This window comes from Bradyrhizobium sp. 2S1 (assembly GCF_011516625.5).
Classification (GTDB): domain Bacteria; phylum Pseudomonadota; class Alphaproteobacteria; order Rhizobiales; family Xanthobacteraceae; genus Bradyrhizobium; species Bradyrhizobium septentrionale.
The window spans coordinates 10,017,431-10,041,037 of sequence record NZ_CP147717.1 but is presented as its reverse complement, the minus strand read 5'-3'; the positions used below and the strand labels follow the sequence as shown (position 1 = coordinate 10,041,037).

Annotated in this window: 24 protein-coding genes and 1 riboswitch; of the genes, 11 read left to right on the top strand and 13 right to left on the bottom strand. The window is 64.3% G+C overall.

Going from position 1 to position 23,607, the window contains the following annotated elements; translation table 11 throughout:
• Positions 1–18: 18 nt before the first annotated feature.
• Together HAP54_RS47695 and HAP54_RS47690 are read right to left on the bottom strand one after the other, a co-directional pair.
• Positions 19–1,203, bottom strand: a complete 1,185-nt coding sequence (locus HAP54_RS47695; RefSeq protein WP_166298179.1) for a GNAT family N-acetyltransferase — start codon at positions 1,201–1,203, stop codon at positions 19–21.
• Between the two features lie 143 nt (positions 1,204–1,346).
• Positions 1,347–1,778 (bottom strand): hypothetical protein, encoded by a 432-nt coding sequence (locus HAP54_RS47690; RefSeq protein ID WP_224741479.1) that lies wholly within the window; start codon positions 1,776–1,778, stop codon positions 1,347–1,349.
• Positions 1,779–1,959: 181 nt separating this feature from the next.
• On the opposite strand from HAP54_RS47690, the gene HAP54_RS47685 reads away from it, so the two are divergent.
• The 4 genes from HAP54_RS47685 to HAP54_RS47670 all read left to right on the top strand — a co-directional run bounded on the left by HAP54_RS47685 (position 1,960) and on the right by HAP54_RS47670 (position 6,334).
• The gene (locus HAP54_RS47685) at positions 1,960–2,190 is read left to right on the top strand and encodes a hypothetical protein (RefSeq protein ID WP_166207121.1); all 231 of its coding nucleotides are present in this window, start codon (positions 1,960–1,962) and stop codon (positions 2,188–2,190) included.
• Positions 2,191–2,304: 114 nt separating this feature from the next.
• Positions 2,305–3,744 (top strand): caspase family protein, encoded by a 1,440-nt coding sequence (locus HAP54_RS47680; RefSeq protein WP_166298177.1) that lies wholly within the window; start codon positions 2,305–2,307, stop codon positions 3,742–3,744.
• 72 nt (positions 3,745–3,816) lie between these two features.
• Positions 3,817–5,841 carry a pyrroloquinoline quinone-dependent dehydrogenase gene (locus HAP54_RS47675; protein WP_166298176.1) on the top strand — a complete coding sequence of 675 codons (2,025 nt, stop codon included), beginning with the start codon at positions 3,817–3,819 and terminating at the stop codon, positions 5,839–5,841.
• Positions 5,842–6,040: 199 nt separating this feature from the next.
• The gene (locus HAP54_RS47670) at positions 6,041–6,334 is read left to right on the top strand and encodes an HdeA/HdeB family chaperone (protein ID WP_166298175.1); all 294 of its coding nucleotides are present in this window, start codon (positions 6,041–6,043) and stop codon (positions 6,332–6,334) included.
• An 85-nt stretch (positions 6,335–6,419) separates the two neighbouring features.
• On the opposite strand, the gene HAP54_RS47665 is transcribed toward HAP54_RS47670, so the two are convergent.
• Positions 6,420–6,881, bottom strand: a complete 462-nt coding sequence (locus HAP54_RS47665) for a PaaI family thioesterase (RefSeq protein ID WP_166298174.1) — start codon at positions 6,879–6,881, stop codon at positions 6,420–6,422.
• Positions 6,882–6,926: 45 nt separating this feature from the next.
• Positions 6,927–8,402, bottom strand: coding sequence for an amidase (locus HAP54_RS47660; RefSeq protein WP_166298173.1), 1,476 nt, complete (start codon positions 8,400–8,402; stop codon positions 6,927–6,929).
• A 155-nt stretch (positions 8,403–8,557) separates the two neighbouring features.
• On the opposite strand from HAP54_RS47660, the gene HAP54_RS47655 reads away from it, so the two are divergent.
• The 3 genes from HAP54_RS47655 (at position 8,558) to HAP54_RS47645 (ending at position 9,398) form a co-directional block, all read left to right on the top strand.
• On the top strand, positions 8,558–8,689 hold the full coding sequence (locus tag HAP54_RS47655) for a hypothetical protein (protein ID WP_029085458.1): 132 nt from the start codon (positions 8,558–8,560) through the stop codon (positions 8,687–8,689).
• Between the two features lie 74 nt (positions 8,690–8,763).
• Complete coding sequence (locus tag HAP54_RS47650) at positions 8,764–9,072, top strand: hypothetical protein (RefSeq protein WP_166298172.1); 309 nt, start codon at positions 8,764–8,766, stop codon at positions 9,070–9,072.
• Positions 9,073–9,167: 95 nt separating this feature from the next.
• A complete protein-coding gene (locus HAP54_RS47645; protein WP_166207085.1) occupies positions 9,168–9,398 on the top strand; it encodes a hypothetical protein in 231 nt (76 codons plus the stop codon).
• A gap of 75 nt (positions 9,399–9,473) precedes the next feature.
• On the opposite strand, the gene HAP54_RS47640 is transcribed toward HAP54_RS47645, so the two are convergent.
• The 5 genes from HAP54_RS47640 to HAP54_RS47620 form a co-directional block, all read right to left on the bottom strand.
• Positions 9,474–9,680 (bottom strand): hypothetical protein, encoded by a 207-nt coding sequence (locus tag HAP54_RS47640; protein WP_029085461.1) that lies wholly within the window; start codon positions 9,678–9,680, stop codon positions 9,474–9,476.
• Between the two features lie 545 nt (positions 9,681–10,225).
• Positions 10,226–10,471: a hypothetical protein gene (locus tag HAP54_RS47635; RefSeq protein ID WP_166298171.1), complete on the bottom strand. Its 246-nt coding sequence runs from the start codon at positions 10,469–10,471 to the stop codon at positions 10,226–10,228.
• A 1,014-nt stretch (positions 10,472–11,485) separates the two neighbouring features.
• Entirely contained in the window at positions 11,486–11,680 is a 195-nt protein-coding gene (locus HAP54_RS47630) for a hypothetical protein (protein WP_166298170.1), read from the bottom strand.
• 523 nt (positions 11,681–12,203) lie between these two features.
• Positions 12,204–12,338: a hypothetical protein gene (locus tag HAP54_RS47625; RefSeq protein WP_283843121.1), complete on the bottom strand. Its 135-nt coding sequence runs from the start codon at positions 12,336–12,338 to the stop codon at positions 12,204–12,206.
• A 395-nt stretch (positions 12,339–12,733) separates the two neighbouring features.
• Entirely contained in the window at positions 12,734–14,077 is a 1,344-nt protein-coding gene (locus HAP54_RS47620; protein ID WP_166204320.1) for an IS1380-like element ISBdi2 family transposase, read from the bottom strand.
• Between the two features lie 516 nt (positions 14,078–14,593).
• Between HAP54_RS47620 and recA the strand changes: the two genes are divergently transcribed.
• The 4 genes from recA to HAP54_RS47600 all read left to right on the top strand — a co-directional run bounded on the left by recA (position 14,594) and on the right by HAP54_RS47600 (position 18,220).
• On the top strand, positions 14,594–15,682 hold the full coding sequence (gene recA, locus HAP54_RS47615; RefSeq protein ID WP_166207076.1) for a recombinase RecA: 1,089 nt from the start codon (positions 14,594–14,596) through the stop codon (positions 15,680–15,682).
• Between the two features lie 278 nt (positions 15,683–15,960).
• Entirely contained in the window at positions 15,961–17,295 is a 1,335-nt protein-coding gene (locus HAP54_RS47610) for an IS1182 family transposase (RefSeq protein ID WP_166202952.1), read from the top strand.
• A gap of 19 nt (positions 17,296–17,314) precedes the next feature.
• Positions 17,315–17,968 carry a hypothetical protein gene (locus HAP54_RS47605; RefSeq protein WP_224741480.1) on the top strand — a complete coding sequence of 218 codons (654 nt, stop codon included), beginning with the start codon at positions 17,315–17,317 and terminating at the stop codon, positions 17,966–17,968.
• 54 nt (positions 17,969–18,022) lie between these two features.
• Positions 18,023–18,220: a hypothetical protein gene (locus tag HAP54_RS47600; RefSeq protein ID WP_224741481.1), complete on the top strand. Its 198-nt coding sequence runs from the start codon at positions 18,023–18,025 to the stop codon at positions 18,218–18,220.
• Between the two features lie 59 nt (positions 18,221–18,279).
• Here HAP54_RS47600 and HAP54_RS47595 read toward each other — a convergent pair whose 3' ends face one another.
• The 4 genes from HAP54_RS47595 to gcvT all read right to left on the bottom strand — a co-directional run bounded on the left by HAP54_RS47595 (position 18,280) and on the right by gcvT (position 23,362).
• Positions 18,280–18,717, bottom strand: coding sequence for an acyl-CoA thioesterase (locus HAP54_RS47595; protein ID WP_166298169.1), 438 nt, complete (start codon positions 18,715–18,717; stop codon positions 18,280–18,282).
• Positions 18,718–18,934: 217 nt separating this feature from the next.
• Positions 18,935–21,808, bottom strand: coding sequence for an aminomethyl-transferring glycine dehydrogenase (gcvP, locus tag HAP54_RS47590; protein ID WP_166298168.1), 2,874 nt, complete (start codon positions 21,806–21,808; stop codon positions 18,935–18,937).
• Between the two features lie 22 nt (positions 21,809–21,830).
• Positions 21,831–22,196, bottom strand: coding sequence for a glycine cleavage system protein GcvH (gcvH, locus tag HAP54_RS47585; RefSeq protein WP_166298167.1), 366 nt, complete (start codon positions 22,194–22,196; stop codon positions 21,831–21,833).
• A gap of 20 nt (positions 22,197–22,216) precedes the next feature.
• Entirely contained in the window at positions 22,217–23,362 is a 1,146-nt protein-coding gene (gene gcvT, locus HAP54_RS47580) for a glycine cleavage system aminomethyltransferase GcvT (protein WP_166298166.1), read from the bottom strand.
• A gap of 140 nt (positions 23,363–23,502) precedes the next feature.
• Positions 23,503–23,592, bottom strand: a riboswitch (glycine riboswitch).
• Between the last annotated feature and the right edge of the window lie 15 nt (positions 23,593–23,607).

Here is a 23,607-nt window from a genome sequence, read left to right as displayed (position 1 = left end):
GGTGCAAGCGGCGTCGTGCTATCCGGGCGTTGCGCGCCGTTGGCGGATCCACCTGACAGCGTCACGCGCGGCTTCGTAGCCGCGCCTGTGGATGTTCAGCGCGCCGTGAATGGCCGGTAGCAGCGGATCGTGGCGTCGCAGCGGGAGCAGCACGTCGCCGATTGCGAAGCGGCCGCGCCAGATCGGATCGATCATGGGGTGGCCGGGAGCTGCGGTGGAATCGGCCGAATTGATCGCGGGATCGGCGCAGAGGTGCCGCGTCAGCTCCAGCGTCAATTGCGCGCCGGGCGAATGTTTCGCAAAGCGCTCGTCGATGCCGATCTTGAAGAAGAAGGCGCGGTCCTGGTGGCGCACCACGATGCCGCCTGCGACCGGCGTCGCGCCCGCGTATAGCGTGAGGATCTCGCAGCGGCCGGCTTCGGCCATTGCCGACGTCGCGCGGCGGATGAAGGCCTCATCGCCGGCATGCTGGCTGAGCGCCGTGCCGCGCCGGCCCTTCCAGCCACCGGCTTCGAGGACAAGGAAGGTCTCAAGCGCGGTGGCAACTTCGCGTGGCGTGCGTGCGACGTCGAAGCGCACCGCGCCATGGTCGGCCAGGCGTTGACGCTGGCGGCGCAGCTCCTTCAGCTTCTTAGGCCCGAGCGCGTCGCGCAGCAATTGGTTGGCATCGCGCGTCGCATCGAGCTGCGCGCGCTGATAGGCGGCGAGCAGGCGCGGCTGCAAACCGTCCCGCGCGAGCACCGCGCGGATCGCGGCCATGGCCGGGCCCTCCAGCGACATGGTGCGGAGGATCAGCGCATGCGCGCCCGCATCGCGTGCCTGCTGCATCATCTTGCCGACCGCCTGCTCGGCGGCGTCGCGGTCGAGCAGCGGCGTGCACAGCGTGCCATATGGCTCGGCGCCGACCAGCGCGGGCAGGGGAATGCGATAGATCCGCCGCATCGGAACGACCGGCAACAGCCCGATCAATTGCCCGGCATCGCCGGTGGCGCTGAGCAGCGACGCGCCGGTGCGACCGCGCGCGGAGGCATCGACCGCCAATTCCCAGTCGGGCTGGTAGTAGCCATTGGCCTCGATCGCGCGTTCGGCGAGACCGAGCCATGCGCTGACCGGTGTGCCGGACAGCGGCGGCAGCACATTCCTCTCCGTGGCATCGTCATGCGATGCACGGCGGATCATTGCCTGGTCAGCAATATCGGCCACGTCCCTGTTTTCCCCGGTGCGCGAGGCTGATCGGCCTGCGTTCGTCAGGGCAACGCTAGTGGAAAGAAATGGAAAATGCCGTTGGGGCCATCAGGCAATTTGAGCGGTCATGTTAACCGCGCGTTCAGCATGCCGCGGGCGGCTCACGGCTTGGTATTTTGTTGCGCTTGCACGGCAACGGCGCTGTCGACCGGCTCGTAATTCTCGGTCAGGCAGTTGTCGTCGGCCTCCACCTGCCGGCGATCGAAGATCGCGCCACCATTGATGAACACGCGATAGGTCCGCGTCCCGAGCGGCTTGCCGATCACCGATGTCAGTTCGGCCTGCACGCACGCCGTCCAGCCGGTGCCGCCGGGGTCGTGCAGCGGGGCGGAAACCCGCACATGGGTCGGCTGTGAGCCGGCGGTGAACACCGAATCCAGCTTGCTCGCGACCAGCCGTTTGACATCCGGAGGCGCCTCGAGCGGCGCCGACTCGGTGGACTTGACCTTCAATATCTCAGGCCACACCGCGTGGCTGTCCGCCAGCCCGCAGCCACTCAACATCAGGGCGGCGCCGGCCAGCAGCGCCGCCACATGTACCTGTCCCTGTCCCATGGAGCTAATTTAATGTGCCGTCGCCCAGATTGCGCCCCCCTGGTGACGCTGAATTCGCGCCACGCGGCGCTTTGTCGATCAACAAACGTCGAGAGACAAGTTATGTTTGGGGTGGCGGTATTGCCGGATGTTTCTGCGGCCGCGGGGGAGAGAGACTGACATGAAAAGCTTCACGGTTGCTGCCGTCATTCTGGCGCTGGTCGCGACACCAACCCTGGCCCAAGGCCGGCGAGGGGGCGGGGGCGGCGACGCGAAGACCGAGCAGAAGCCAAAGGTCGACGAGAAGGCCTACAAGGCCGCGCTCGATCGGATCCCCGAGCCCAAGGAGAAATACGATCCCTGGGGCGTCACCAAGCCGGCCGCCGATCCGGCCAAGAAACCGAAACAGTAAGCGCTCGTCGGACCCCGCGACAGTTCTGCAGCGAACCGGCGTCGGTTGCCGCGTGGCTTGAACCTTGGTCTGACGGCTTTCGACCCATTTCCGACGTCACCGCCGGAGGCCGCCATGTTTCGCCGTTCGTTCCTCAGCCTGATCGTTCCGGCTGCGATCCTGCTCGGCACCGTGCCGGCATTGGCGGAAAACCGTCTGGCGCTGGTGATCGGGCAATCGGCCTACAAGTCCGTGCCCGCGCTGCCCAATCCAGCCAACGACGCCAGGGCCATGTCGCAGATGCTGACCGATGCCGGATTTGCGGTGACGGCGGCATCTGACCTGTCGCAGGACGAGATGCGGGCACGGATCAGCGACTTCGCCGGACAGGTGGCGGCGAAGGGCGCCGACACCGTGGCGCTGGTGTTCTATGCCGGGCATGGCCTGCAGATCGACGGCGAGAACTATCTGGTGCCGGTCGATGTCGATCCGAAGCGTGAGGCCGACATCCCGATCCAGGCGGTTCGCCTCAACGACATCCTGAACACGCTGACCTCGGTGCCGAGCCGGATGCGCATCGTGCTGGTCGATGCCTGCCGCAACAATCCTTTCCTGGAGCTCAGCAAGACCGCGGGACATGGGCTTGCCATCGTCGATGCCAGGGTCGGCGCACCCGGCACCTTCGTGTCGTTCTCGACGTCGCCGGGCGCGGAAGCCGAGGACGGCAGCGGCGCCAACAGCCCGTATACGACCGCGCTGCTGGCTTCGGCGAAGGAGCCGGGCATTCCGATCGAGGACACCTTCAAGCGCGTTCGCCTTGCGGTGTACAAGGCGACCGACGGCCGCCAGACACCATGGGACTCCTCGTCGCTCACCGACGACTTCCGCTTCATGGCGGGTCCGGCTTCGGCGTCGCCCGCGGCCACGCCGCAACCCGCTGCCGCCAAACGCACCGTCGACGAATGGAAACGCGAATTGCAGGGCAAGCCGATCGAGGCCGCAAGCGAGTTGATCGTGGTCGACGGCACCGACGAATCCTATGAGGCCTTCGCCGCGGTCTTCGCCGGCACGCCGCGCGGCCTGCAGGCGCGCGACTGGCTCGACCGGCATCGCCGGATGGTGGCGTGGAATGACACCATTCTCGCCAACACGGCGGCGGCCTATCGCGGCTTCCTCGCGCAATATCCTGACACCGACCTTACAGCCACCGCGCGCAAGATGATCGAACGGCTGCGCTATCGTCCCGATCTGACGCCGGCCGCTGCGGTCAGTGTGCCCGCGACCAATGTCGCGCTGGCGGCGCCGACCTGTCCCTGCAACGCCGCGCCGCCGCAGTTGCAGAAGGCCGACGCGCCGGCCAAGAAGCGCGTCGATCCCGATCCGCCGCGGCGCGCAGGCAAGCGCCCGCCGCGCGTCGTGGTCGAGGATGACGTCGTGGTGGTGCGCCGTCCGCCTCCGGCCGTGGTCGACGAGCCTGTCGGGCCGCCCGTTGGAATCGGAATCGGCATCGGCGGCGGTCGTGGTGGTGGTTATCGCGGCAATGATGGCGGCGGATATCACAGGGGTGGATACTGACGCGCCGATCGCGTAAAGGCTTTCCCCGCTTGAGATGCAGCGCCTGATGATCGCATCTCGCGGGAGGACGCAATGCGGTCGTTGTTTCGCCTGGTTGCCGCGGTGGTGCTGTGTATCCAGCCGGCGCTCGCCTGGGAATATTGGGGCGGTGACCGCGGGGGACAGCGCTTCTCGCCGCTGACCCAGATCACATCAGACAATGTCGGCGCGCTGGTGCGCGGCTGGGAATTCCGCACCGGCGATCTCGACGCGCGCCCGCCCGAGGTCATGAAGCGGACCAAGTTCGAGGTGACGCCGCTGTTGGTCGAGGACAGCCTGATCCTCTGCACGCCGTTCAACGAGGTGATCGCGCTCGATCCCGGCACCGGTGCGCAGAAATGGCGGTTCGATCCGAAGATCAGCATGGCGCAGCGGCCTGCCAACCGCTTCGTCTGCCGCGGTGTCGCGCACTGGACGGATGATCGTGCGGCTGACGGCGCGGCGTGCAAGTCACGCATCTTCACCGGCACCAATGACACGCGTTTGATCGCGCTCGACGCCAGAACCGGCAAGCCTTGCGCCGATTTCGGCAACGCTGGCGAGATCAAGATCGACGCCGGCATGAAGCTGGCATGGCCTGGCGAGTTTCAGATCACGTCGGCGCCGGTGACGGGACGCGGCGTGGTCGTGGTCGGCTCCGCGATCGGCGACAACCGGCGGGTCGATGCGCCGCTCGGCGCGGTGCGGGCCTTTGATGCGCGGACCGGCCAGCCGCGCTGGACGTTCGATCCGCTGGTGCATGACGGGATCGAGGCTGGTCACAGCAATGTCTGGGCGCCGATGTCGGTGGACGAGGAGCGGGGCCTGGTGTTCCTGCCGACGACATCGCCCAGCCCCGATTTCTGGGGCGGCAAACGCCTCGGCAATGACGAGCACGCCAATTCCGTGGTCGCGCTGCGGATCGAGACCGGCGAGCTCGTGTGGGCATTCCAGACCGTGCATCACGACGTCTGGGACTACGACTTGCCGGCGCAGCCGACATTGGTGCGGATCGACACCGGTTCGGGCATGCGCGACGTCGTGATCCAGCCGACCAAGCAGGGCTTTGTCTTCGTGCTCGATCGCGACACCGGCAAGCCGGTGTGGCCGGTCGAGGAGCGCGCCGTGCCGCAGAATGGTGCCGAGGGCGAGCAGCTGTCGCCGACGCAGCCGTTCCCGACCCATGTGCCGCCGCTGCTGACGCAGCGGATCACGGCCGATAATGTCGCCGGCATGCTGCCGGGCGTCAGGAGCTCGGCTTGCGAGAAGCTGCTCGCGCAATCGCGCAATGAGGGGCTTTACACGCCGCCGTCGACGCAAGGCACGATCGTCTATCCGATGACCGGAGGCGGCGTGAACTGGGGCAGCGCGGCGTTCGATCCGGTCAACCAGATTCTCTACGCCAATGTCAGCCATGCGGCGCACATCATCACCTTGATTCCGCGCGACCAGGCCAAGGGCTTCGATCCGCCGCCCGGCCATGATTTCGGCCAGCAGGAAGGGGCGCCGTTTGCGATGTCGCGGGCGCTGGCGAAGTCGGCGGTTGGATCGCCGTGCAACAAGCCGCCGTGGGGCGAGACGGTGGCGGTCGATCTCAAGGCCGGCAAGATTCTCTGGCATTCGTCGGTCGGCACCAGCGAAGATCTCGCGCCGCTCGGCATCGCGCTCGATACCGGCACGCCGCTGGTCAATGGCGTCGCGATCACCGCAGGCGGGCTCGTCTTCACCGGCGCGATGGATGCCTATCTGCGCGCGTTCGATGCCAGATCGGGCAAGCAATTGTGGCTCGGCCGGCTTCCGGTGCCGGGAGTCGCCAATCCGATGACCTATCTCTGGAAGGGCGAGCAATATGTCGTCATCGGCGCCGGCGGCCATTCCGAAGCCGGCACATCGGTCGGCGACAGCGTGGTCGCATTTCGCCTGCCGCGTCAGGGCGAGGGTGTTTCGCTTCTCGCGCGCTTGATCGATCGTCCCGGCGGACGGTTTGCCGCGAAGGCATTCGCGGCCGGCGCGGTGCTGATCGTGCTTGTCGGCTTGTTCTGGCGCTGGCGCAGGAGGCGTCGCGTCAAGGTCGTGTAGCTCGACTGCGCGTTCGCTGAGGCGTCACATGACAAATCGGCGACATGGATTCTCACTCCGTGCACCGAAACGACGTGCAGAACGATCTGCGCGATGCCATGCTTGCGTTCGCTGCAATGCTTCGCTTACGAGGTCGCGAGCGGATGCGCTGGGCTTCCGGCGACCTGTTCATTTCAGATCATTGCCCATGGAGATTGCGATGAAGTTCACTGCCTCGATCATGCTTGCCGCCTCGCTCGCCCTGTCGTCCGCGCCGGCCAAGGCCACCGTCCTCGATCTGTCGACCATGACCTGCAAGCAGTTCGTCGAAGGTGGCGACGATACCATCAAGATGGTGCTGATCTGGATGGACGGCTGGTACAAGGGCGATTCCGACGAGGCGATCATCGACACCGATGTATTCGTCGAGAACGCCAAGAAGTTCGGCACCTATTGCGGAAAGAATCCGACGATCAGCATCGTCAATGCCGCCGAGGCCGTTCTCGGCAAATGACGTTTCTCGTTTGAGCATAATCCCCGCGCAAACGCCTTGCGTTTGTCGCGAGGGAAAACCGCTTCGCACTTTTCCGGATTATGCTCTATCCCGGCAGCATCGCGAATGCGCTCGACACCATCGCCACCGGCTTGTTGTCGATGGCGGAGAGCAGCGTGACGCGACCGAAGCTCATGGTACGGCCGAGCCGGACCACACGGGCGTCGGCCAGCACATCGGACGCGGTCGCCGCGCGCATGAAATGCGTGGTCTGGTCGACCGTCGTCATCGGACGATAGCCCTTGTTGGCCGCGAGATTGGCGAGCACCATCGCGGTGTCGGCGAACGCCATCAGCGCCTGGCCGCAGACGATGCCGCCCTGGCGGCACAGCCGCTCGGAAAACGGCATGCGCAGGATGGCGCCGGGCTGCCAGTCGGCACCGCCACCGGCGGGCGGCGCAAAGTCGAACAGCTCGATCGACAGATTGAGGTCCTGCACCCATGGCGCAAAGACGTCGCCGAGCACGCGTCGCGCGTCGTCGATCCCGAATTCACCGGCCTGCTGCATGACGTTCCGTTTCCTCCGCTTGGTTTCTTGCTTGCTCTTTATTGCCTAGTCGCGCGTGACATGCACGCCAGGCCGCTTGCCGTCATTCCACTTGCCGTCGATCGCCCGTTCGATCTGGGCCGCGAGCTGCAGCAGCAACCCGTCATCGGCCTGCTTTCCGATCGCCTGAATGCCGAGCGGCAGGCCGTGCTCGTTGGTTGCAAGCGGCAGCGAGATCGCCGGGATGCCGCACAGATTGGCAAGCGGCGTGAAGGCGAAGTTGCGCCAGAGATTGCCGAACCAGTCGAGCACCGACGGATTGTCGCTGATGGTGAGATATTCCGTGGTGCCGACCTTCGGCGTCGGCAGCGCCGTGATCGGCGTCAGGATGATGTCCCAATCCTCGAAGAAGGCGCCGAAGCCGCGCGCCGTCGTGTTGAAGGTTGCCTGCATGCGGGCGCGATCGGCGAAGCTGGTGTGTCTTCCATGCTCCCAGATGCGGATATTGATCGGCTCGATCAAATCTGCCGGCGGCCGCTCCAGTCCGCGTGCCGCGAGCATGTTGCTGATCACGACGGCGAAATTGCTGATGTCGCAGGTGGTCTGCGCCGCGAAGGCATCCCCGTAGTCAATCGACGGCAGTGCGTAATCGACCTGATGGCCGAGGCCCTCGAGGAAGCGTCCGACCCGCGCGAGCTCGGCGGTGATATGCGGCGTCGCGCGATAGTCGCCCCAGGTGTGCGACAGCGCGATCCTGAGTCGCCCGGGATCGCGCGCGATCATCGCCGTATAGGGCTCCGCCGGAGTCCAGAACGGCATGAACTCGCCGGGCGCCGGGCCGCGGCAGGCGTCGACAAAGGCTGCTGTGTCGCGCACCGTGCGCGACTGGCAGCCCTGGATCGAGACCAGCCCGGTGAGATCGGACAGATGCGGCGCGAGCGAGAACACGCCGCGCGACACCTTCAATCCGATATTGCCGTTGACGCCGGCGGGAATCCGGATCGAGCCGCCGCCGTCGGTCGCATGCGCGATCGGCACAGTGCCGGCGGCGACCATCGCCGCGCTGCCGGCCGACGAGCCGCAGGTGGTGTAGTCGGTGTTCCAGGGATTGCGCGTGACATAGACGGCGGGGTTTTCGGCCGAGCTGCAGACCCCGAACTCCGGCGTGGTGGTGCGGCCGATCAAATTGAGGCCGGCCTTGCGCAGCTGCGCCGTCAGGAAGGTGTCTGCCGCCGCGCGATTGCCGCGCATCATCAGCGAGCCCATCTCCTGCAGCCGTCCCTTCAATGTCGGGCCGAGATCCTTCATCAGAAAGGGCAGGCCGGCGAACGGTCCGTTGAGATCGGCGCCGTCGCGCGCGGGATCGGCGATCACGTCGTCGAACAGCTCGACCACGCCCGACAGCGCGGGATCGACCTTGGCGATGGCGGCGGCGGCCTGGGACGCCAGCTCCCCGGGCGTCAGCTCGCCGTTCCGGACGCGCTCGGCTAGCGCCGTCCCGTCGTGCCGCGTCCATTCGTCCCAGCTCATCGCCAAAGTCATTTGATCGATTCCTTTTCTGCTTTGTTGCGCAGTGTAATTTGCGCGGCCGCCTGGTCAAACCGATGTGCGCGTGCGCGGCGTGCAAGCGCCGTGCCCGGCTTGAAAATGCCCCAGTTCCATAGCCCAATTGCCCCTCGTCAGTGGTGGGGGCGTACATGTTCCGCAGGTTGGCGATGCTGGGCGGCGTGATTGCGATCGGGCTTGCGCTGAGCGGTTGCACGCGCTGCGGTCCGATCTGGGACGACTGGGTGCAGTCGCCGAAATCCTGCAAGTCAGACCATCTCTAGGGCAGGGGCAGGCGCGCTTGGCGGCGGCTTTCTTGCGGTGATATACCGCTGCTGAAAATGCAAGGAGCGTTGTTATGAGAGTTTTGTGCGCGGTTGCGGTTGCGGTTGCGGTGCTGCTGTCGGCGCCGGCCTATGCGCAAATGCCGAACGTCAACCTGATGCCCGAGGTCAAAAGCAAGACCCAGGAGGAGAAGGATCGGGACGCGGTCAACGACAAGGCCTACAAGGACTCGCTCAGCAAGATTCCCGATGCCAAGGGGGCGTCCGATCCCTGGGGCGTCGTGCGCAGCGACGCGCCGAAGGCGACAGCCCATCCCGTCAAGCCGAAGACCAAGACCGGAAGCTCCACGCAGCCGGCAGGCTCGGCGCAGCGCAGCCAGTAGCGCCGGTTCGGGCGGCTTCGTCCGTCTCCCCCAGACTCGGAATCTCCTGGCGCCGCGCCTATATTGGGGGCGTCAGTTGGTCCGGAGTTGCGGCAATGGTGTTTCGTCCGCGCGATCTCGCCAGCCGGATGGCCGAGCGGCGCAAGCCGGATGACGGCTATCTGCGCGAGACCTTCAGCCTGCCGCGTGATCAGGCCCGCCTGCGGGCGCGTGACTTTCTCAAGCGCTACCCGAAGGCGGCCTATATGAGCGCCGTCGAGAGCTGGCGTGAGCTGCCTGGCGGCGACATCGAGTTCACGATGCGGCGGCTGGCCAGCGCGGATTAGAGGGTTTTCGACGCCGGTTCGCGTGAAGAAAACGCGTCAAGACAATCATCCGGCGCTTGCCGGACAGACTGCGCCTCAATCGCAATCGCTGCGTCCGCGGGTCCGTCCCCGCCCGACCTTGTTCAGCTCGCGGTCGATCCGCAGCTGCACCCGGCGGATCGCAAGCAGGTCGAGTTTCGCCTCGGTCTTGCCCGTGAAGATCCGATCGCCGATCTGGAAGCGCCATCCCCAGACGCCGGCCACCAGCTGCGTGACACTGAATTCGACGCCCCTGTGGATCATCTGGACCGGTTCCGCAATTGAAAGGCGGTCTTCGAATCTTAAACTAAAAGTTGTATCAATAACTAACACCCGTCAAACGGTAATGTGAAAATTGCGCCCATTCGCTCTTCGTTATGGACCCTGGAAGAGGATCCGTTCGTCGGCCGCATCGCCTGCCTCGCGACGCGCAGGCAGCGTCGGCTGGACGCGCCAATGTTACGAACACTGGCGGAACCTTGAGTCTTCCTGTGAAGGCTACGTAGTTTTTTCGGGGGTCAGGAGAGGTACTAAGGTATTATGCAGATTGTGCCAAACCCGTTGTCCGGCGTGACCAGGCTTGCCGGTAACCTGTTGATTATCCAAGCGGCACGCCGCGTGTGTGGGACCATCCGCCGCAGGAACTTTGTTCTCGCCCGGAGAACTACGGATTGCGGCCCATCGCTGGATGGCGGCCTTTCCGCACCGGCCATCAGCCGCTCGAACCGGGAACTCGGGTCGGAGCAGGGGCGGCGATAGCCGTCAGGATGGCCGGGCGAAGGTTCTGGTTACCTGCCGGTGCTGTCCCATCAGGACATCGATTTCTTCGGATCAGGACGCTCGGAAGCGGGATAGCTTTCGTGCCTCACGTGGTCGAGCAAGCTGAAGTGAACGCGATCCGCGACAACAGGAGCTTCTCTGGCGTATTTTTCAGCGAGCGCCAAAACTTCCGCGCGCCTGTCAGGCTCCAGGATACAGAAGAACGCAATCGCGAGCTTCAGCGCTTCCTCTTCTGACGGCCGTTCGAGCATCTCGGAAATCCGCGGTGTCAGCATTGACGTCGCTCCGGGCTCTTGTCGGCTGATTGTCGGAGTCGATAAATCTTAACACGTTAATTGATCTCGGCAATGCGTCCCGCGTGCGGATGCCGCGCGACGATGCCGGTTTTCCGGCCTCGGCGTGTCTTCCGGCACAACGCTGCCCGCTTGAAATATATGCGGACGACGTTCGCTCAACAGGAACCGACTTGGGCAGCGCCCAGTTGTCACAGGTTCGGTTGCTGTCCGCCGACGGCACCGGGCGATGTGGGAAGCTCGGCCTCAGCGTGGCCCCCGCGCTGGGGTCGTTTATTTTGTGACGGGACAAGCAGGTCATGGGGTGAGCCTTGTGGAGCGGGCGGCTTTCGCCAGCCAATTGCCTGGTCCCTACCGGTCATCGCATTCGTCATTCCTGTTGAAGATTGCATCGGCCTTTCGCCAACCAACGATCCCCGGGCGCCGGAGGTTTCACAGCGCCGGGGATCGCTACTCCCGGTGGGCTTGGGGGCTAAGGCCGGGAGCTTGAGAACCGACTCTCCAGGTTTCGGTTCGTTCCCCGGATTGCTGTTCCAGGGCCCAAAAATGTGCAACGCCGCCCGCATTGAAATACGACGGACGGCGTTGGTTCTAGCCCCAGGAGGGTTGGCAAAATCCTGACCTGACAGCTACGGACGAGCGGGGCGCAAGGTTCACATCTTTGGTCCGTATGACTCCGGTACTCCAAACGCACCCAGCAAAGTGTCGGTGTGAGGCCTAGAATCGAGTGACTAAATTGTTCTGGCCTCGGCGGGTCCCCCTCGCCGGGGCCCTTTTCGTTTGGATCGTCGAAGCGAGGAATGAGGCTGCGCAGAACAGCCCGCCGCGTTCGCAGCCGTCCGCATTGCCCGGCTGGTAACCGCTGGATGTCACCGCAGCAAGAGCCAGGCCACGCTGACGAACAGGGCCACAAGCGACACCGCCGCAGCGCAGACAAAGGCAACCTCCACGCCATCGATATGGTGGTGGTTCGCCTGCATGGTCGTCCTCCCTGATCTAGAGGGGCATCCGCAAACCCTGGGACATCAGCCACTCCGCGGTGGTCTCGTCATGCCGCGCCTTCCTCAGCAAGGTCTCCTTCTTTTGGTGGATCGGGGGAAGCGTGCTGGCTTCCTCGCGCAGGCGCATGGCCTCGTCGGCAAGACGTTCTTGCAGTGATTGCGAGTGCCTGGAACGACGCCGCTTCTGCATGGCGCTGCACCCTGCTGGTATTGGGCGGGAGCACTAACCGGGCGATCTCATCCCCGGTCGATGCCCACGGGCGGTGCGGTGATGAATAATCAACGGATCGAAAGACGGGATGTTCCTCGCAGCGGGAAATTAGGACACTTGTCAAAATGAGGTAATCCACCAGGGCGGGCTCCGTTGCCACTTTTTCCCGATACAGTGAATTGCGCTCTCCGGACGGAGCGCCCAAGGGGGCGGCCCCGGCGCGTATCCCGCTAGCCCGCGCGCCGGGGCCGTTTCGAGTGATCGAACGACACCGGACAGCCGCCCGCTTGAAAATCTTGCAGGCGGCGCTGGGCTCTAGCCCCGAGAGGGTACGAACAAAATCCCGGTGATGGTCGGTCTTGCCGGAGCAACCAAAGGTTCACAGCCGGTCGCCAAATAGAGCGCCGCTTCTCTCGTTGGCACAATCTGCGGATATCAGAGACGTTTGCGGGGCTATCAATTGAAAACAGGAACGAAGCGCGTTCGCCAACTGAGGGCGGTCTTACTCTTTCGGCTCCGGATGCAGCTTGCGCTTCTGGGCTTCGTGCTCTGCAATTAACTGCGCGATGCCGTCGATGGTCTGCCGATCCGTGATCGTTCGGGCGAGCGCAGCGTAATGGACGCTTCTTTCGTCCAACTCGACACACTTCGCACACATGGAGTGCGCTCCCATTCCAATGAAAGGCGGGAGCCCGATAGGTCTCTCAGCCACCGACGCCCAAAATCGTGTCGGCGATGTCTATAACCAAGTTATCGTGGGTTAGTTTCGGGCTGGGCGATCCTAATCCTGGGGACATTGGCCACTCGGTCAAAGGGGCTCAGCAACGCCTCTCGCGCAACCGGTTGCCCGATGTCCCGTAACTAGCCCGTCCTATTCGTGAGAGTGCGTTTTTTAGTCCGATTGATGTGGCCGCACATCTGCTCTGACGAGGCGCGCGGGATTGCCTTCGGCTTTTCACCGCCTGACCGACCCGTACTTTGCAACGCGCTTGAGGTGTAGGTTGGGCGAACGGGGGGCGGACGCCCCGCCGGTCAAGGACCGAGAGGCAGCAGCGCGCCTGGCAAGCCGCGGATCAGGTCGGCTTCGGGACATGCCGCGGCAAACGCAAGGCGAATGCGGCTCGTGGTCTCGACGACACGGGCAGCGAGTTTCAAGAGACGAAGACGCAGCGTCGCGAACTCGGCTGTGGCCAATTCCCGGGCTTTGGGAATCGCGTCGCGCACGGTCAGCATCAGCCAATAAGCGGCGGTGTGGAGAACGAGGCGGACTTGATTGGCGAGCGCCGAACGGCAGCTGGTGCGATCGGAGGCGAGCTGTGTCTTATGCAGCTTGATCAGATTCTCGGCTTGGCCGCGCGCGCAATACAGGCTGTCGTAGATCCACTCGGCCGAGCCGACATCGAGGCTGGTGACGACGAAACGGATGTCGAGGCCGAGCATCGTCGCCTCAATACGGGCGACGGTACGCCGTTCGCGATCCCAGGACTTGGCCTTGTGGCGCGTCTCGGTATAGCCACGCAGAACCGGCAGGTTCTCGATGGCGCGTCGCGTGCGGATGTCGTCGGCGGCCTCGTCGAGTTTTCTGGCGAGCGGCTTGGTGCCGGACAGACCGAAGATGTAGTCGATGCCGTTGGTCTCGCACCACGCCATTGCCTCCGGCCGGGCATAGTGCCCGTCGCCACGGAACGTAATTCGCGTGTTGTGCCACCGCGTCCGGATATGCCGTATCAGGCGGCGCAGATGGGCACGCACCTCGACGCCGCCCGGCGTCTTGCCGGGCCGCAACACGACCGCCACGGGCCGGCTCTTCTCCGTGTCGTAGACGTGGATCGGCAGGAAGCAGCGTTCGTCATAATGAGCGTTGAACAGCGAGAGCTGCTGATGGCCGTGGACGACATCGCAGGTATCATCGATGTCGAGCGTGACGGATGCCGGCTCGCGCGGGTAGCTATCCATCCATGCGTCGACCAAAGTGTAGGTCAGTCGGATCACGTCGCGCAGGCGCGGAGCATTCTCCAGCCGCGACAGCGTCGGTTGGGAACACAGATCGCGACCCGTGTCCGGCAGCCGTCCGCAGGCCAGCTTGAATGCGGGATCGGACCGCAGATGATCGAGGTCGTCGGCGTCCTCGTAGCCGCAGCAGATCGCGAACATGCGCGCGCGGAACATATCGACAAGGCTGTGCACGACCCGCGTCGGATCGCGCCGATCCGGGAACACCCGGGCCAAATTGTCGGCCAAGCCGAGACGCCGCTCGGCCATCGCCAGAAGCATCACGCCCCCGTTCGAGGTCAGCCGACCGCCATCGAAGGCAGCTGTGACTTTCTTGGCGTGAACGGCTGGAAACGAGAAGGGCAGAATCGTATCATCGGTCATGGCGGGCCTGGCGTTCGCGGTTGAGGTGATGGGGTTGGCTTTGCAACCGAATCCTACGCCGCATCAGCGCTTTACACCACGCTCGCCAGCCTCTCAGGCGCACTCTGACGAATAAGACGGGCTAGGAGTGTCGGCCCATTCTTCCATTTTGGTACTACGGGCTGGCTGGGGCCGTTCGGTCCATCCCGGTCACGGACGGCCCTATCTTTTGTTCTCGCAAGAACGGATTGAGCATCATCAAGATTTATATGCCCAGAACAGTGAATAGGGCCGCTCAGTAGTCCTACTGAGAACATCGGCCAAGCCTTGGTTTCTGTTCGCTTAATCCAAAACGGACCACGCCAAGATTCAAACCGGGCCACCAGGGGATAAAGCAGGCCAGCACCGATTTGCGGAAAGAACATATTGCGAACATAGAACAAACGTGGTACGAGGTTCCAATCAAAAACGCATTCCGCCCGATCTCATCACCCGTTTGTCCCGCTAGCGAATCCCCGCCATAAGGAGCACATCCCAATGTCTGCTACTGCCCTGCGTATCGTCGAAGGATCCTCCATGGACAAGTCCAAGGCCCTCTCAGCCGCGCTCTCCCAGATCGAGCGCCAGTTCGGCAAGGGCTCGGTGATGAAGCTCGGCAAGAACGACCGCTCGATGGATGTCGAGACGATATCTTCGGGGTCGCTCGGGCTCGACATTGCGCTCGGCGTCGGCGGGCTGCCGAAGGGCCGCGTCGTCGAGATCTACGGGCCGGAGTCCTCGGGCAAGACCACGCTGGCGCTGCACACGGTGGCGGAAGGCCAGAAGAAGGGCGGCATCTGCGCCTTCATCGACGCTGAACACGCGCTCGACCCGGTCTATGCGCGCAAGCTCGGCGTCAACATCGACGAGCTGCTGATTTCGCAGCCTGACACCGGCGAGCAGGCGCTGGAAATCTGCGACACGCTGGTGCGCTCCGGTGCGGTCGACGTGCTGGTGGTCGATTCGGTCGCTGCGCTGGTGCCGAAAGCCGAGCTCGAGGGCGAGATGGGCGATGCACTGCCGGGCCTGCAGGCGCGCCTGATGAGCCAGGCGCTGCGCAAGCTCACCGCCTCGATCAACAAGTCCCACACCATGGTGATCTTCATCAACCAGATTCGCATGAAGATCGGCGTGATGTACGGTTCGCCGGAGACCACCACCGGCGGCAACGCGCTGAAGTTCTATGCCTCGGTCCGCCTCGACATCCGCCGCATCGGCGCGATCAAGGAGCGCGACGAGGTCGTCGGCAACACCACCCGCGTCAAGGTTGTGAAGAACAAGCTGGCGCCGCCTTTCAAGCAGGTCGAGTTCGACATCATGTATGGCGAGGGCGTCTCCAAGATGGGCGAGATCCTCGACCTCGGCGTCAAGGCCGGCATCGTCGAGAAATCGGGCGCCTGGTTCTCCTATGACAGCCAGCGGCTCGGCCAGGGACGCGAGAATTCCAAGGCCTTCCTGAAGGCGAACCCTGACATCACCGCCAAGATCGAAGCCGCAATCCGGCAGAACTCCGGCCTGATCTCCGAGCAGATCCTCGCCGGCACGCCCGAGCGCGACGCCGAGGGCGAGGAGCCGACCGAGGAGTAAGCCGGCTCACTTCAAGACTTCGCTGCAAGCGGGCGCTGAGGACGTTGAGTTTCCGACGTCTTCGGCGCCCGTTTCGTTTGGTGCCGGCGTCGAGAGAGTTGTGCCGATGAAGCGCCTGATCCTGACCAGTCCGTCCGGCCTTAGCCCCACACGTTCGGGGCTCGCCGAGGTCGCTATTACATCCGGCTTTCGATTTGTCGGCGGACCACTGCCGCCGCTAGGAGCTTGTCTGGATAGTCGCTGTTCAAATCTGGTCGGGTCTGATTCAACATTGGGCGATGAGCAAGTATTTTCGGCCTTGGAACATCGATCAGACGCTGCTTCTGCCGCCGAATGTGCAGGACTTCGTGCCGAAAGGCCATGTCTCGCGGTTTATGGTTGATCTGGTGCGGGAGAGCCTCGATCTCAGGGAGATCATGGGCAGCTATGTGAGCGGGCTTGGGCAGCCGCCGTTTGATCCGCGGATGATGGTGGCGCTGCTGCTGCATAGCTATGCGAGTGGGCTGTATTCGTCGCGTCGGATTGCCAAGGCCTGCCGGGAGCGGAACGATTTTGTGATGATCGTGGCGCTGGATGCGCCGGATTTTCGGACGATCAGCGACTTTCGCAAGCGACATTTGAAGGCGCTCGGCGCGCTATTCGTGCAGGTTCTGAAGTTGTGCGAGACGGCCGGGCTGGTCAAGCTCGGTCATGTCGCGCTGGATGGTACGAAGATCAAGGCGAACGCGTCGAAACACAAGGCGATGAGTTATGAGCGCATGAAGAAGCGCGAGGCGGAATTGAAGGCCGAGGTCGCTCGCATGCTGGCGGCCGCCGAGGCGGCGGATGCCTCGGAGGATGAGACTTTCGGCAACAGCGACGAACTGCCGGACTGGACCGTCGACAAGCAGAAACGGCTGGCGAAGATCCAGCAAGCGATGGCGGCGCTGGAAGCGGACGCCAAACTGGCGGCGGAGGAAGAGCGCCGCATCGAGGCCGAAAAGGAACAGCAGCGCCAGGCCGAAGGCCGCAAGAAGCCGGGCAAACCGGCGGCGCTGCCATCGGAGGAACCCAATCCCAAGGCGCAACGCAACTTCACCGATCCGGAAAGCCGCATCATGAAGTCGAAGGATGGCTTCGTTCAGGCCTATAATGCCCAGGCGGCCGTCGATGCACATGCCCAGATCATTGTCGCGCAAGAACTGACCCAGCACGGCAGCGATCAGGGCCAGTTGGTGCCCCTGATCGAGGCCATCGAGAGCAATCTTGGCCGCAAGCCGCGGCAGGCCTCAGCGGATTCCGGCTACTGCAGCGAAGCCAATCTCGAAGCGCTCGACACACGCAGCATCGATGGCTATGTCGCGCCCGGACGCGCCAAGCACCCGACAGTAGCGAACGGAAAAGTCGGCGGCCCGCTGACACAGGCCATGCGAAAGAAGATCGACGATGGCGGCTTCGAAACACCCTACCGATTGCGAAAGCAAGTGGTGGAGCCGGTGTTCGGGCAGATCAAACAGGCAAGAGGCTTCCGCCAGTTCCTGTTGCGGGGCATCGAGAAAGTGCGCGCCGAGTGGACAATGATCTGCACCGTCCATAACCTCCTCAAGCTGTTCAACCTCGCAAACGCAGCCTGAGCCTGCTACTCTACAACAAATGCCCGTCACGAAAACATATCTGGACGGGCTCCTAGGAGAGCTTGAGACTTACTTCGGATTACGGTCGGACCAGGATCCGGTCGGACATTGGTCGCACTGGAGCACGCGGAGCCAGTGGCCTCAGGATGCCAGGGCGCGCAGGAATCTCGCGCTGATCGAATTCTGCGAACCTTACGAGATTGTCGAGCTTTGGTTCGATCCGGACCCAAATGATCAATTGCAGCTGATTTGGTTGCTCGATCATTTCCGGGCTTACCCGGCGATGGCGGCCAAGTTGAAATTGCGCCTGGTCGCTTTCGCTCTGTCGACGCTGCACGAGACATGGCGCGGATGGAACGAAGTGCCGCTTATCAACATACGGCCTGCCGACCTCGAGACCGCAAGCATCTGCTGGCAGGCCTATCGCGCGGCAACGCCCGAGGCTTGCTTCGATGCGCTATGTCGAGACCTCAGCGGCTTTCCCTTGCTGAGGCCGGCCCTGCTTGACCTGCTCCAGGAGCTTCCGTGGAGCAGATCGGGACTTGGCGCGACCGAACTACGACTGCTCGAACTGATTGCGGCGGGCTTCATGGGTACGAACGGGTTGTTCTACCTTCGCGGGTTCGGTCAACGCGCGGTATTCACCGACATGGAAATCGGGACGCTGCTTTAAGGGCTCGCGCATGGGCCGCAGCCCGCGATCGCCGGGCTCGATGATGAGCTACGCGTGATCGCCCTTGAGAATTTGCGAGCGCGCATGGAGGCCTATCGGCGAAGCCGGCTGTCGCTGACTGAATTTGGCGAAGCTGTCCTCGCCCATAGGGAGGACTTCAGTCGTCACAATCCGATCGATCGTTGGTGGGGCGGCACGCACCTCACCAACGACAATCTCTGGCGCTGGAGCCCAACCTTGGTGAAGCACTAGCGCCCGATGGCGGAGTGGCCGTTGTGTCTCAATCCGCGCAACGCGGATTGGCAGTCGGCTTACCCCTGCGCCAGCGCCTTTTCCCGGCTCGCGATCAGCGCGCGCAAGTTCTCGGTCACGGCGACCGATTGGTGCGTCTTCTGATCGGTGGCGACCCAGATGATTTCGCCGGTGGCGCGAAGGTCGTCGGAGCCCTTGGCGAAGATCGCAAGCGCAAGCACGATCGAGGAGCGGCCGATCCGCGCGACCCGCACGCAGACCTCGATGTCCTCGTCGAACCGGATCGGCGCCTTGTATTCGACGACCGACTTCACGGTATGAAAATCGACGCCGGTCCGCGCCACCTCGCCGAGATAGTCGTAGCCCATCGCGCGAAAATATTCGGTGATCGCCGTGTCGAAATAGGTCAGATAGTGGGCGTTGAACACCACGGCCTGCGCGTCGACCTCGGAATAGCGGACGCGAAACGGGAAATGAAACCAGAATTCCTGGCGCATGAATCCTCCTGCCGCGGCATTGCTCGCCGTCGTTCGCCCCGCAGTCTCGCCGGGCCTTATGATTGCCAGACCGCAGGATGCGGTACCGCGACTTGTCCGCCGTAGCTCGAAGAGCGAAGGCGGAAGCGAAACCCATCGTTCATTGAGCGTGATTGGCACTGGTGATGGGTTTCGCTGCGCTCTACCCATCCTACGGCACCTACGCTAATCGCCCGCGCTACTCCGCCGCCTGCGCGTAATCCTCCACCGGCGGGCACGAGCATACCAGATTGCGATCGCCATAGACGTTGTCGACGCGCCCGACCGGGCTCCAGTATTTGTCGGAACGTGACACGCCCGCGGGGAAGCAGCCCTCGGCGCGGCTGTAGGCCCGGTTCCAGGCATCGTCGGCGATGTCGTGGACGGTGTGCGGCGCGTGGCGCAGCGGCGAGGCCTCGACCTTCCAGCGGCCCTTCTCGATCTCCGCGATCTCGTTGCGGATCGCGATCATGGCGTCGCAGAAGCGGTCGATCTCGAACTTCGATTCCGATTCCGTCGGCTCGATCATCAGCGTGCCCGCCACCGGGAAGCTCATGGTCGGCGCGTGGAAGCCGTAGTCGATCAGCCGCTTGGCGATGTCGTCCACGGTAACGCCGCTGGTCGTCTTCAGCGCCCGCGGATCGACGATGCACTCATGCGCGACGCGGCCGCGGACGTTGCGATACAGCACCGGGAAATGCGGCTGCAGCCGTGCCGCGATGTAATTCGCATTGAGGATCGCGATCTCGGTCGCGCGCGTCAGCCCTTCGCCGCCCATCATCAGGATGTAGATGTAGGAGATGGTCAGGATCGACGCCGAACCGAACGGCGCGGCCGACACCGGGCCGATGGCGTGCGCAACCGTGCCGTCGGTTGCGGGATGGCCCGGCAAATAGGGCGCCAGATGCGCCTTGACGCCGATCGGGCCCATGCCGGGGCCGCCGCCGCCATGCGGGATGCAGAAGGTCTTGTGCAAATTGAGATGGCTGACATCGGCGCCGTAATCGCCGGGCCGGGACAGCCCGACCTGTGCATTCATGTTGGCGCCGTCGAGATAGACCTGTCCGCCATGCGCATGCACGATGTCGCAGATCTCGCTGATATGCTCCTCGAACACGCCGTGGGTCGACGGATAGGTGATCATGACCGCGGCGAGGTCTTTCGAATGCTTCTCCGCCTTGGCGCGAAGGTCCTCGACATCGACGTCGCCGCGCGCATCGCAGGCCACCACCACGACGTCCATGCCGACCATCGCGGCCGAGGCCGGATTGGTGCCGTGCGCGGAGGAGGGGATCAGGCACACCTTGCGATGCGGCTCGCCGCGCGCGAGATGATAGCCGCGGATGGCGAGAAGCCCGGCATATTCGCCCTGCGCGCCGGAGTTCGGCTGCAGCGAGACCGCGTCATAGCCGGTGATGTCGCACAGCCACTGCTCGAGCCGCTGGAACAGCGCGTGATAGCCCTTGGCCTGATCCGCCGGCGCGAACGGATGCAGATTGCCGAACGCCGGCCAGGTCAGCGGGATCATCTCGGTGGTGGCGTTGAGCTTCATGGTGCAGGAGCCGAGCGGGATCATGGCGCGGTCGAGCGCCAGGTCACGATCGCTGAGCTTGCGCATGTAGCGCAGCAGCTCGGTCTCCGAGCGGTGGGTGTTGAACACCGGATGGGTCAGGAAGGCGCTGCTGCGCCGCAGCTCCTTCGGCAGCGCCTCGCGTGCGGCCGCCTCGATCTCGGCATAGCTGAGCTTGCCGCCGAACACGCGCCACACCGCCTCGACGGTCTCCGGCGTCGTGGTCTCGTCGAGCGCGATGCCGAGCGTGGGCGCCCCGATGCGCAGATTGATCCGCTCCGCCAGCGCGCGGGAGACCAGCTCGATCTGCTTCGCACCGACTTCGACGGTCACGGTGTCGAAGAACGCTTCGCTCACAGGCGCAAAGCCGAGCTTGCGCAGGCCTGCGGCAAGCACGGTGGCGCGGCGATGCACGCTGCGTGCGATATGGGTCAGGCCCTCGGGGCCGTGATAGACCGCATACATCGAGGCGATCACGGCGAGCAGCACCTGCGCGGTGCAGATGTTCGAGGTCGCCTTCTCGCGGCGGATGTGCTGCTCGCGGGTCTGCAGCGCCAGGCGATAGGCCGGCGCGCCGCGGGAATCCACCGACAGGCCGACGATGCGGCCGGGCAGCGAGCGCTTCAGCGTGTCACGCACTGCCATGTAGGCGGCGTGCGGCCCGCCATAACCCATCGGCACGCCAAACCGCTGCGCCGAGCCGATCGCGATGTCGGCGCCGAGCTCGCCGGGCGAGGTGAGCAGCGTCAGCGACAGCAGGTCCGCCGCCACGATCGCAAGCGCGCCCTTGGCGCGCAGCGACGCGATCGCAGGCCTGAGGTCGCGCACCGCGCCTGATGTGCCCGGATGTTGCAGCAGCGCGCCGAGCACGTCGGCCTTGTCGAGTTCGGTCAGGGGATCGCCGACGACCAGTGCCCAGCCCAAGGGCGCGGCGCGCGTGCGCATCACGGCAAGCGTCTGCGGATGCACCTCCTTGTCGACGAAGAACACCTTCGCCTTGACCTGCGAGTGGCGCTCGGCGAGCGCCATCGCTTCGGCCGCCGCGGTCGCCTCGTCGAGCAGCGAAGCGTTGGCGACGTCGAGGCCTGTGAGGTCGCAGACCATGGTCTGGAAGTTGAACAGCGCTTCGAGCCGGCCCTGGCTGATCTCCGGCTGGTACGGCGTATAGGCGGTGTACCAGGCCGGGTTCTCCAGGATATTGCGCTGGATCACCGCGGGCAGGATGGTGCCGGAATAGCCCTGGCCGATCAGCGAGGTGAACACCTGGTTCTGCGCGGCGAGCTCGCTCATATGCGAAAGCGCCTCGGTCTCGCTCAGCGCGCGGCCGAGATCGAGCGGCGCCTTCTGGCGGATCGACGCCGGCAGCGTCTCGTTCATCAGTGCCTGCAGGCTCGCAGCGCCGACCGTCTCCAGCATCGCGGTGACGTCGCGCGGCGACGGTCCGATGTGGCGGCGGACGAAATCGGTGGCGGCTTCGTTGATCGGCTTGAAGGGCGCGTTCATGGCTTGATCCTCGGGCTGATCCTCAGGCGGTGTGGGCGGCGTAGGCGGCCTCATCCATCAGGCCGCCGAGCTCGCTCTTGTCTGATATCTTCAGCTTGAAGAACCAGGCCTTGCCGCCGGCATCCGAATTGACCAGCGCGGGCTCGGCCGCGAGTTCTTCGTTGACCTCGATCACCTCGCCGGTGATCGGCGCGTAGACGTCGGAGGCGGCCTTGACGGATTCGACGACGGCGGCGGCCTCGGCCTTCTTCAGGCTGCGGCCGACCTTGGGTAGTTCGACGAACACGACGTCGCCGAGCTGCGATTGCGCGTAGTCGGTGATCCCGATCGTGGCGACGTCGCCGTCGATGCGGAGCCATTCGTGGTCGGACGTGTACAGCGTCGTCATGGGGATCGATCCTTTGGCGTCTAGCGTTTGTAGGTATTGGGAACGAAGGGCGTGGCGGCGACCTTCAGCGGCAGTCGCTGGCCGCGCACCTCGGCGAAAACGGTGGTGTCGAGCGCGGAAAGCGAGGTCGGCAGATAGCCCATCGCAACGGGGGCATTGAGGCTCGGGCCGAAGCCGCCCGACGTCACCTTGCCGATTGGCTCGGTGGAGGTCGGATCGGCGAACAGGGCTGCACCTTCGCGCACCGGTGCGCGGCCGTCAGGCTTCAAGCCGACACGGCGGCGGGAGGCACCTTGCGCGAATTGGGCGAGGATCTTGTCGGCGCCCGGAAAACCGCCGGCACGGGCGCCGCCGCTGCGGCGCACCTTCTGCACCGACCATTCCAGCGCGCCTTCGACTGGCGTCGTCGTGGTGTCGATATCGTGGCCATAGAGGCAGAGCCCGGCTTCGAGCCGCAGGCTGTCGCGCGCGCCGAGCCCGATCGGCAGCACGTCGGGATTGTCCAGCAACGCCGTGACCAGGGCTTCGGCCTTGTCCGCCGGCACCGAAATCTCAAAACCGTCCTCGCCGGTATAGCCGGAGCGCGAGACGAAACAGTCGATATCGGCGACGCGGCGCGGGCCGGCGTCCATGAATTTCATCGAACTGACATCTGCACAAAGTTTCGCCAGCGCCGATTCGGCTGTCGGCCCCTGCAGCGCGATCAGCGCGCGGTCGGCCAGCGACACGATTTCGCAGGCGTCGGAGAGATGCGCGCGCAGATGCGCCTCGTCCTCGGCCTTGCAGGCGGCGTTCACCACCAGGAACAAATGATCGCCGAAATTCGCGACCATCAAATCGTCGAGCAGCCCGCCGTCGTCATTGGTGAATTGGGCGTAGCGCTGCCGTCCCGGCGCGATGCCGACAATGTCCTGCGGCACCAGTTTTTCCAGCGCGAGCGCTGCATCAGTGACCTTGCCGGATTTGGGCTTCAGCGCGAGCTGGCCCATGTGGGACACGTCGAACAGGCCGGCGTTGCTGCGGGTGTGCAAGTGCTCCTTGAGCACGCCGGCGGTGTATTGCACCGGCATGTTATAGCCGGCGAACAGCACCATCTTGGCGCCGCGCGCCAGGTGCAGCGCGTGCAACGGGGTCTGTTTCAGCGGGGAAGTTTCGCGCGCAAGCATCACAGGGCCCTCGCGGTTCCCGCAGGGGACCTATTTCCCCTTGAGAAACCTGCAGAAAGCCCCATCTGTCGCTGTGCCTGAGAGTATTATCCCGTCGGCGGACGCATCGGGGATGACCCCAGCGCCTCTTTCCAGATGTCAGACGTCACGCGGTCCTTTTGCCTGAGAGTTTCCGGGGCGGTTGCTCCTTCGGCGCCGGCGCAAGGCCGGTCTCTCCCGACGTGACTTAGCTATAGGTAGGTAGA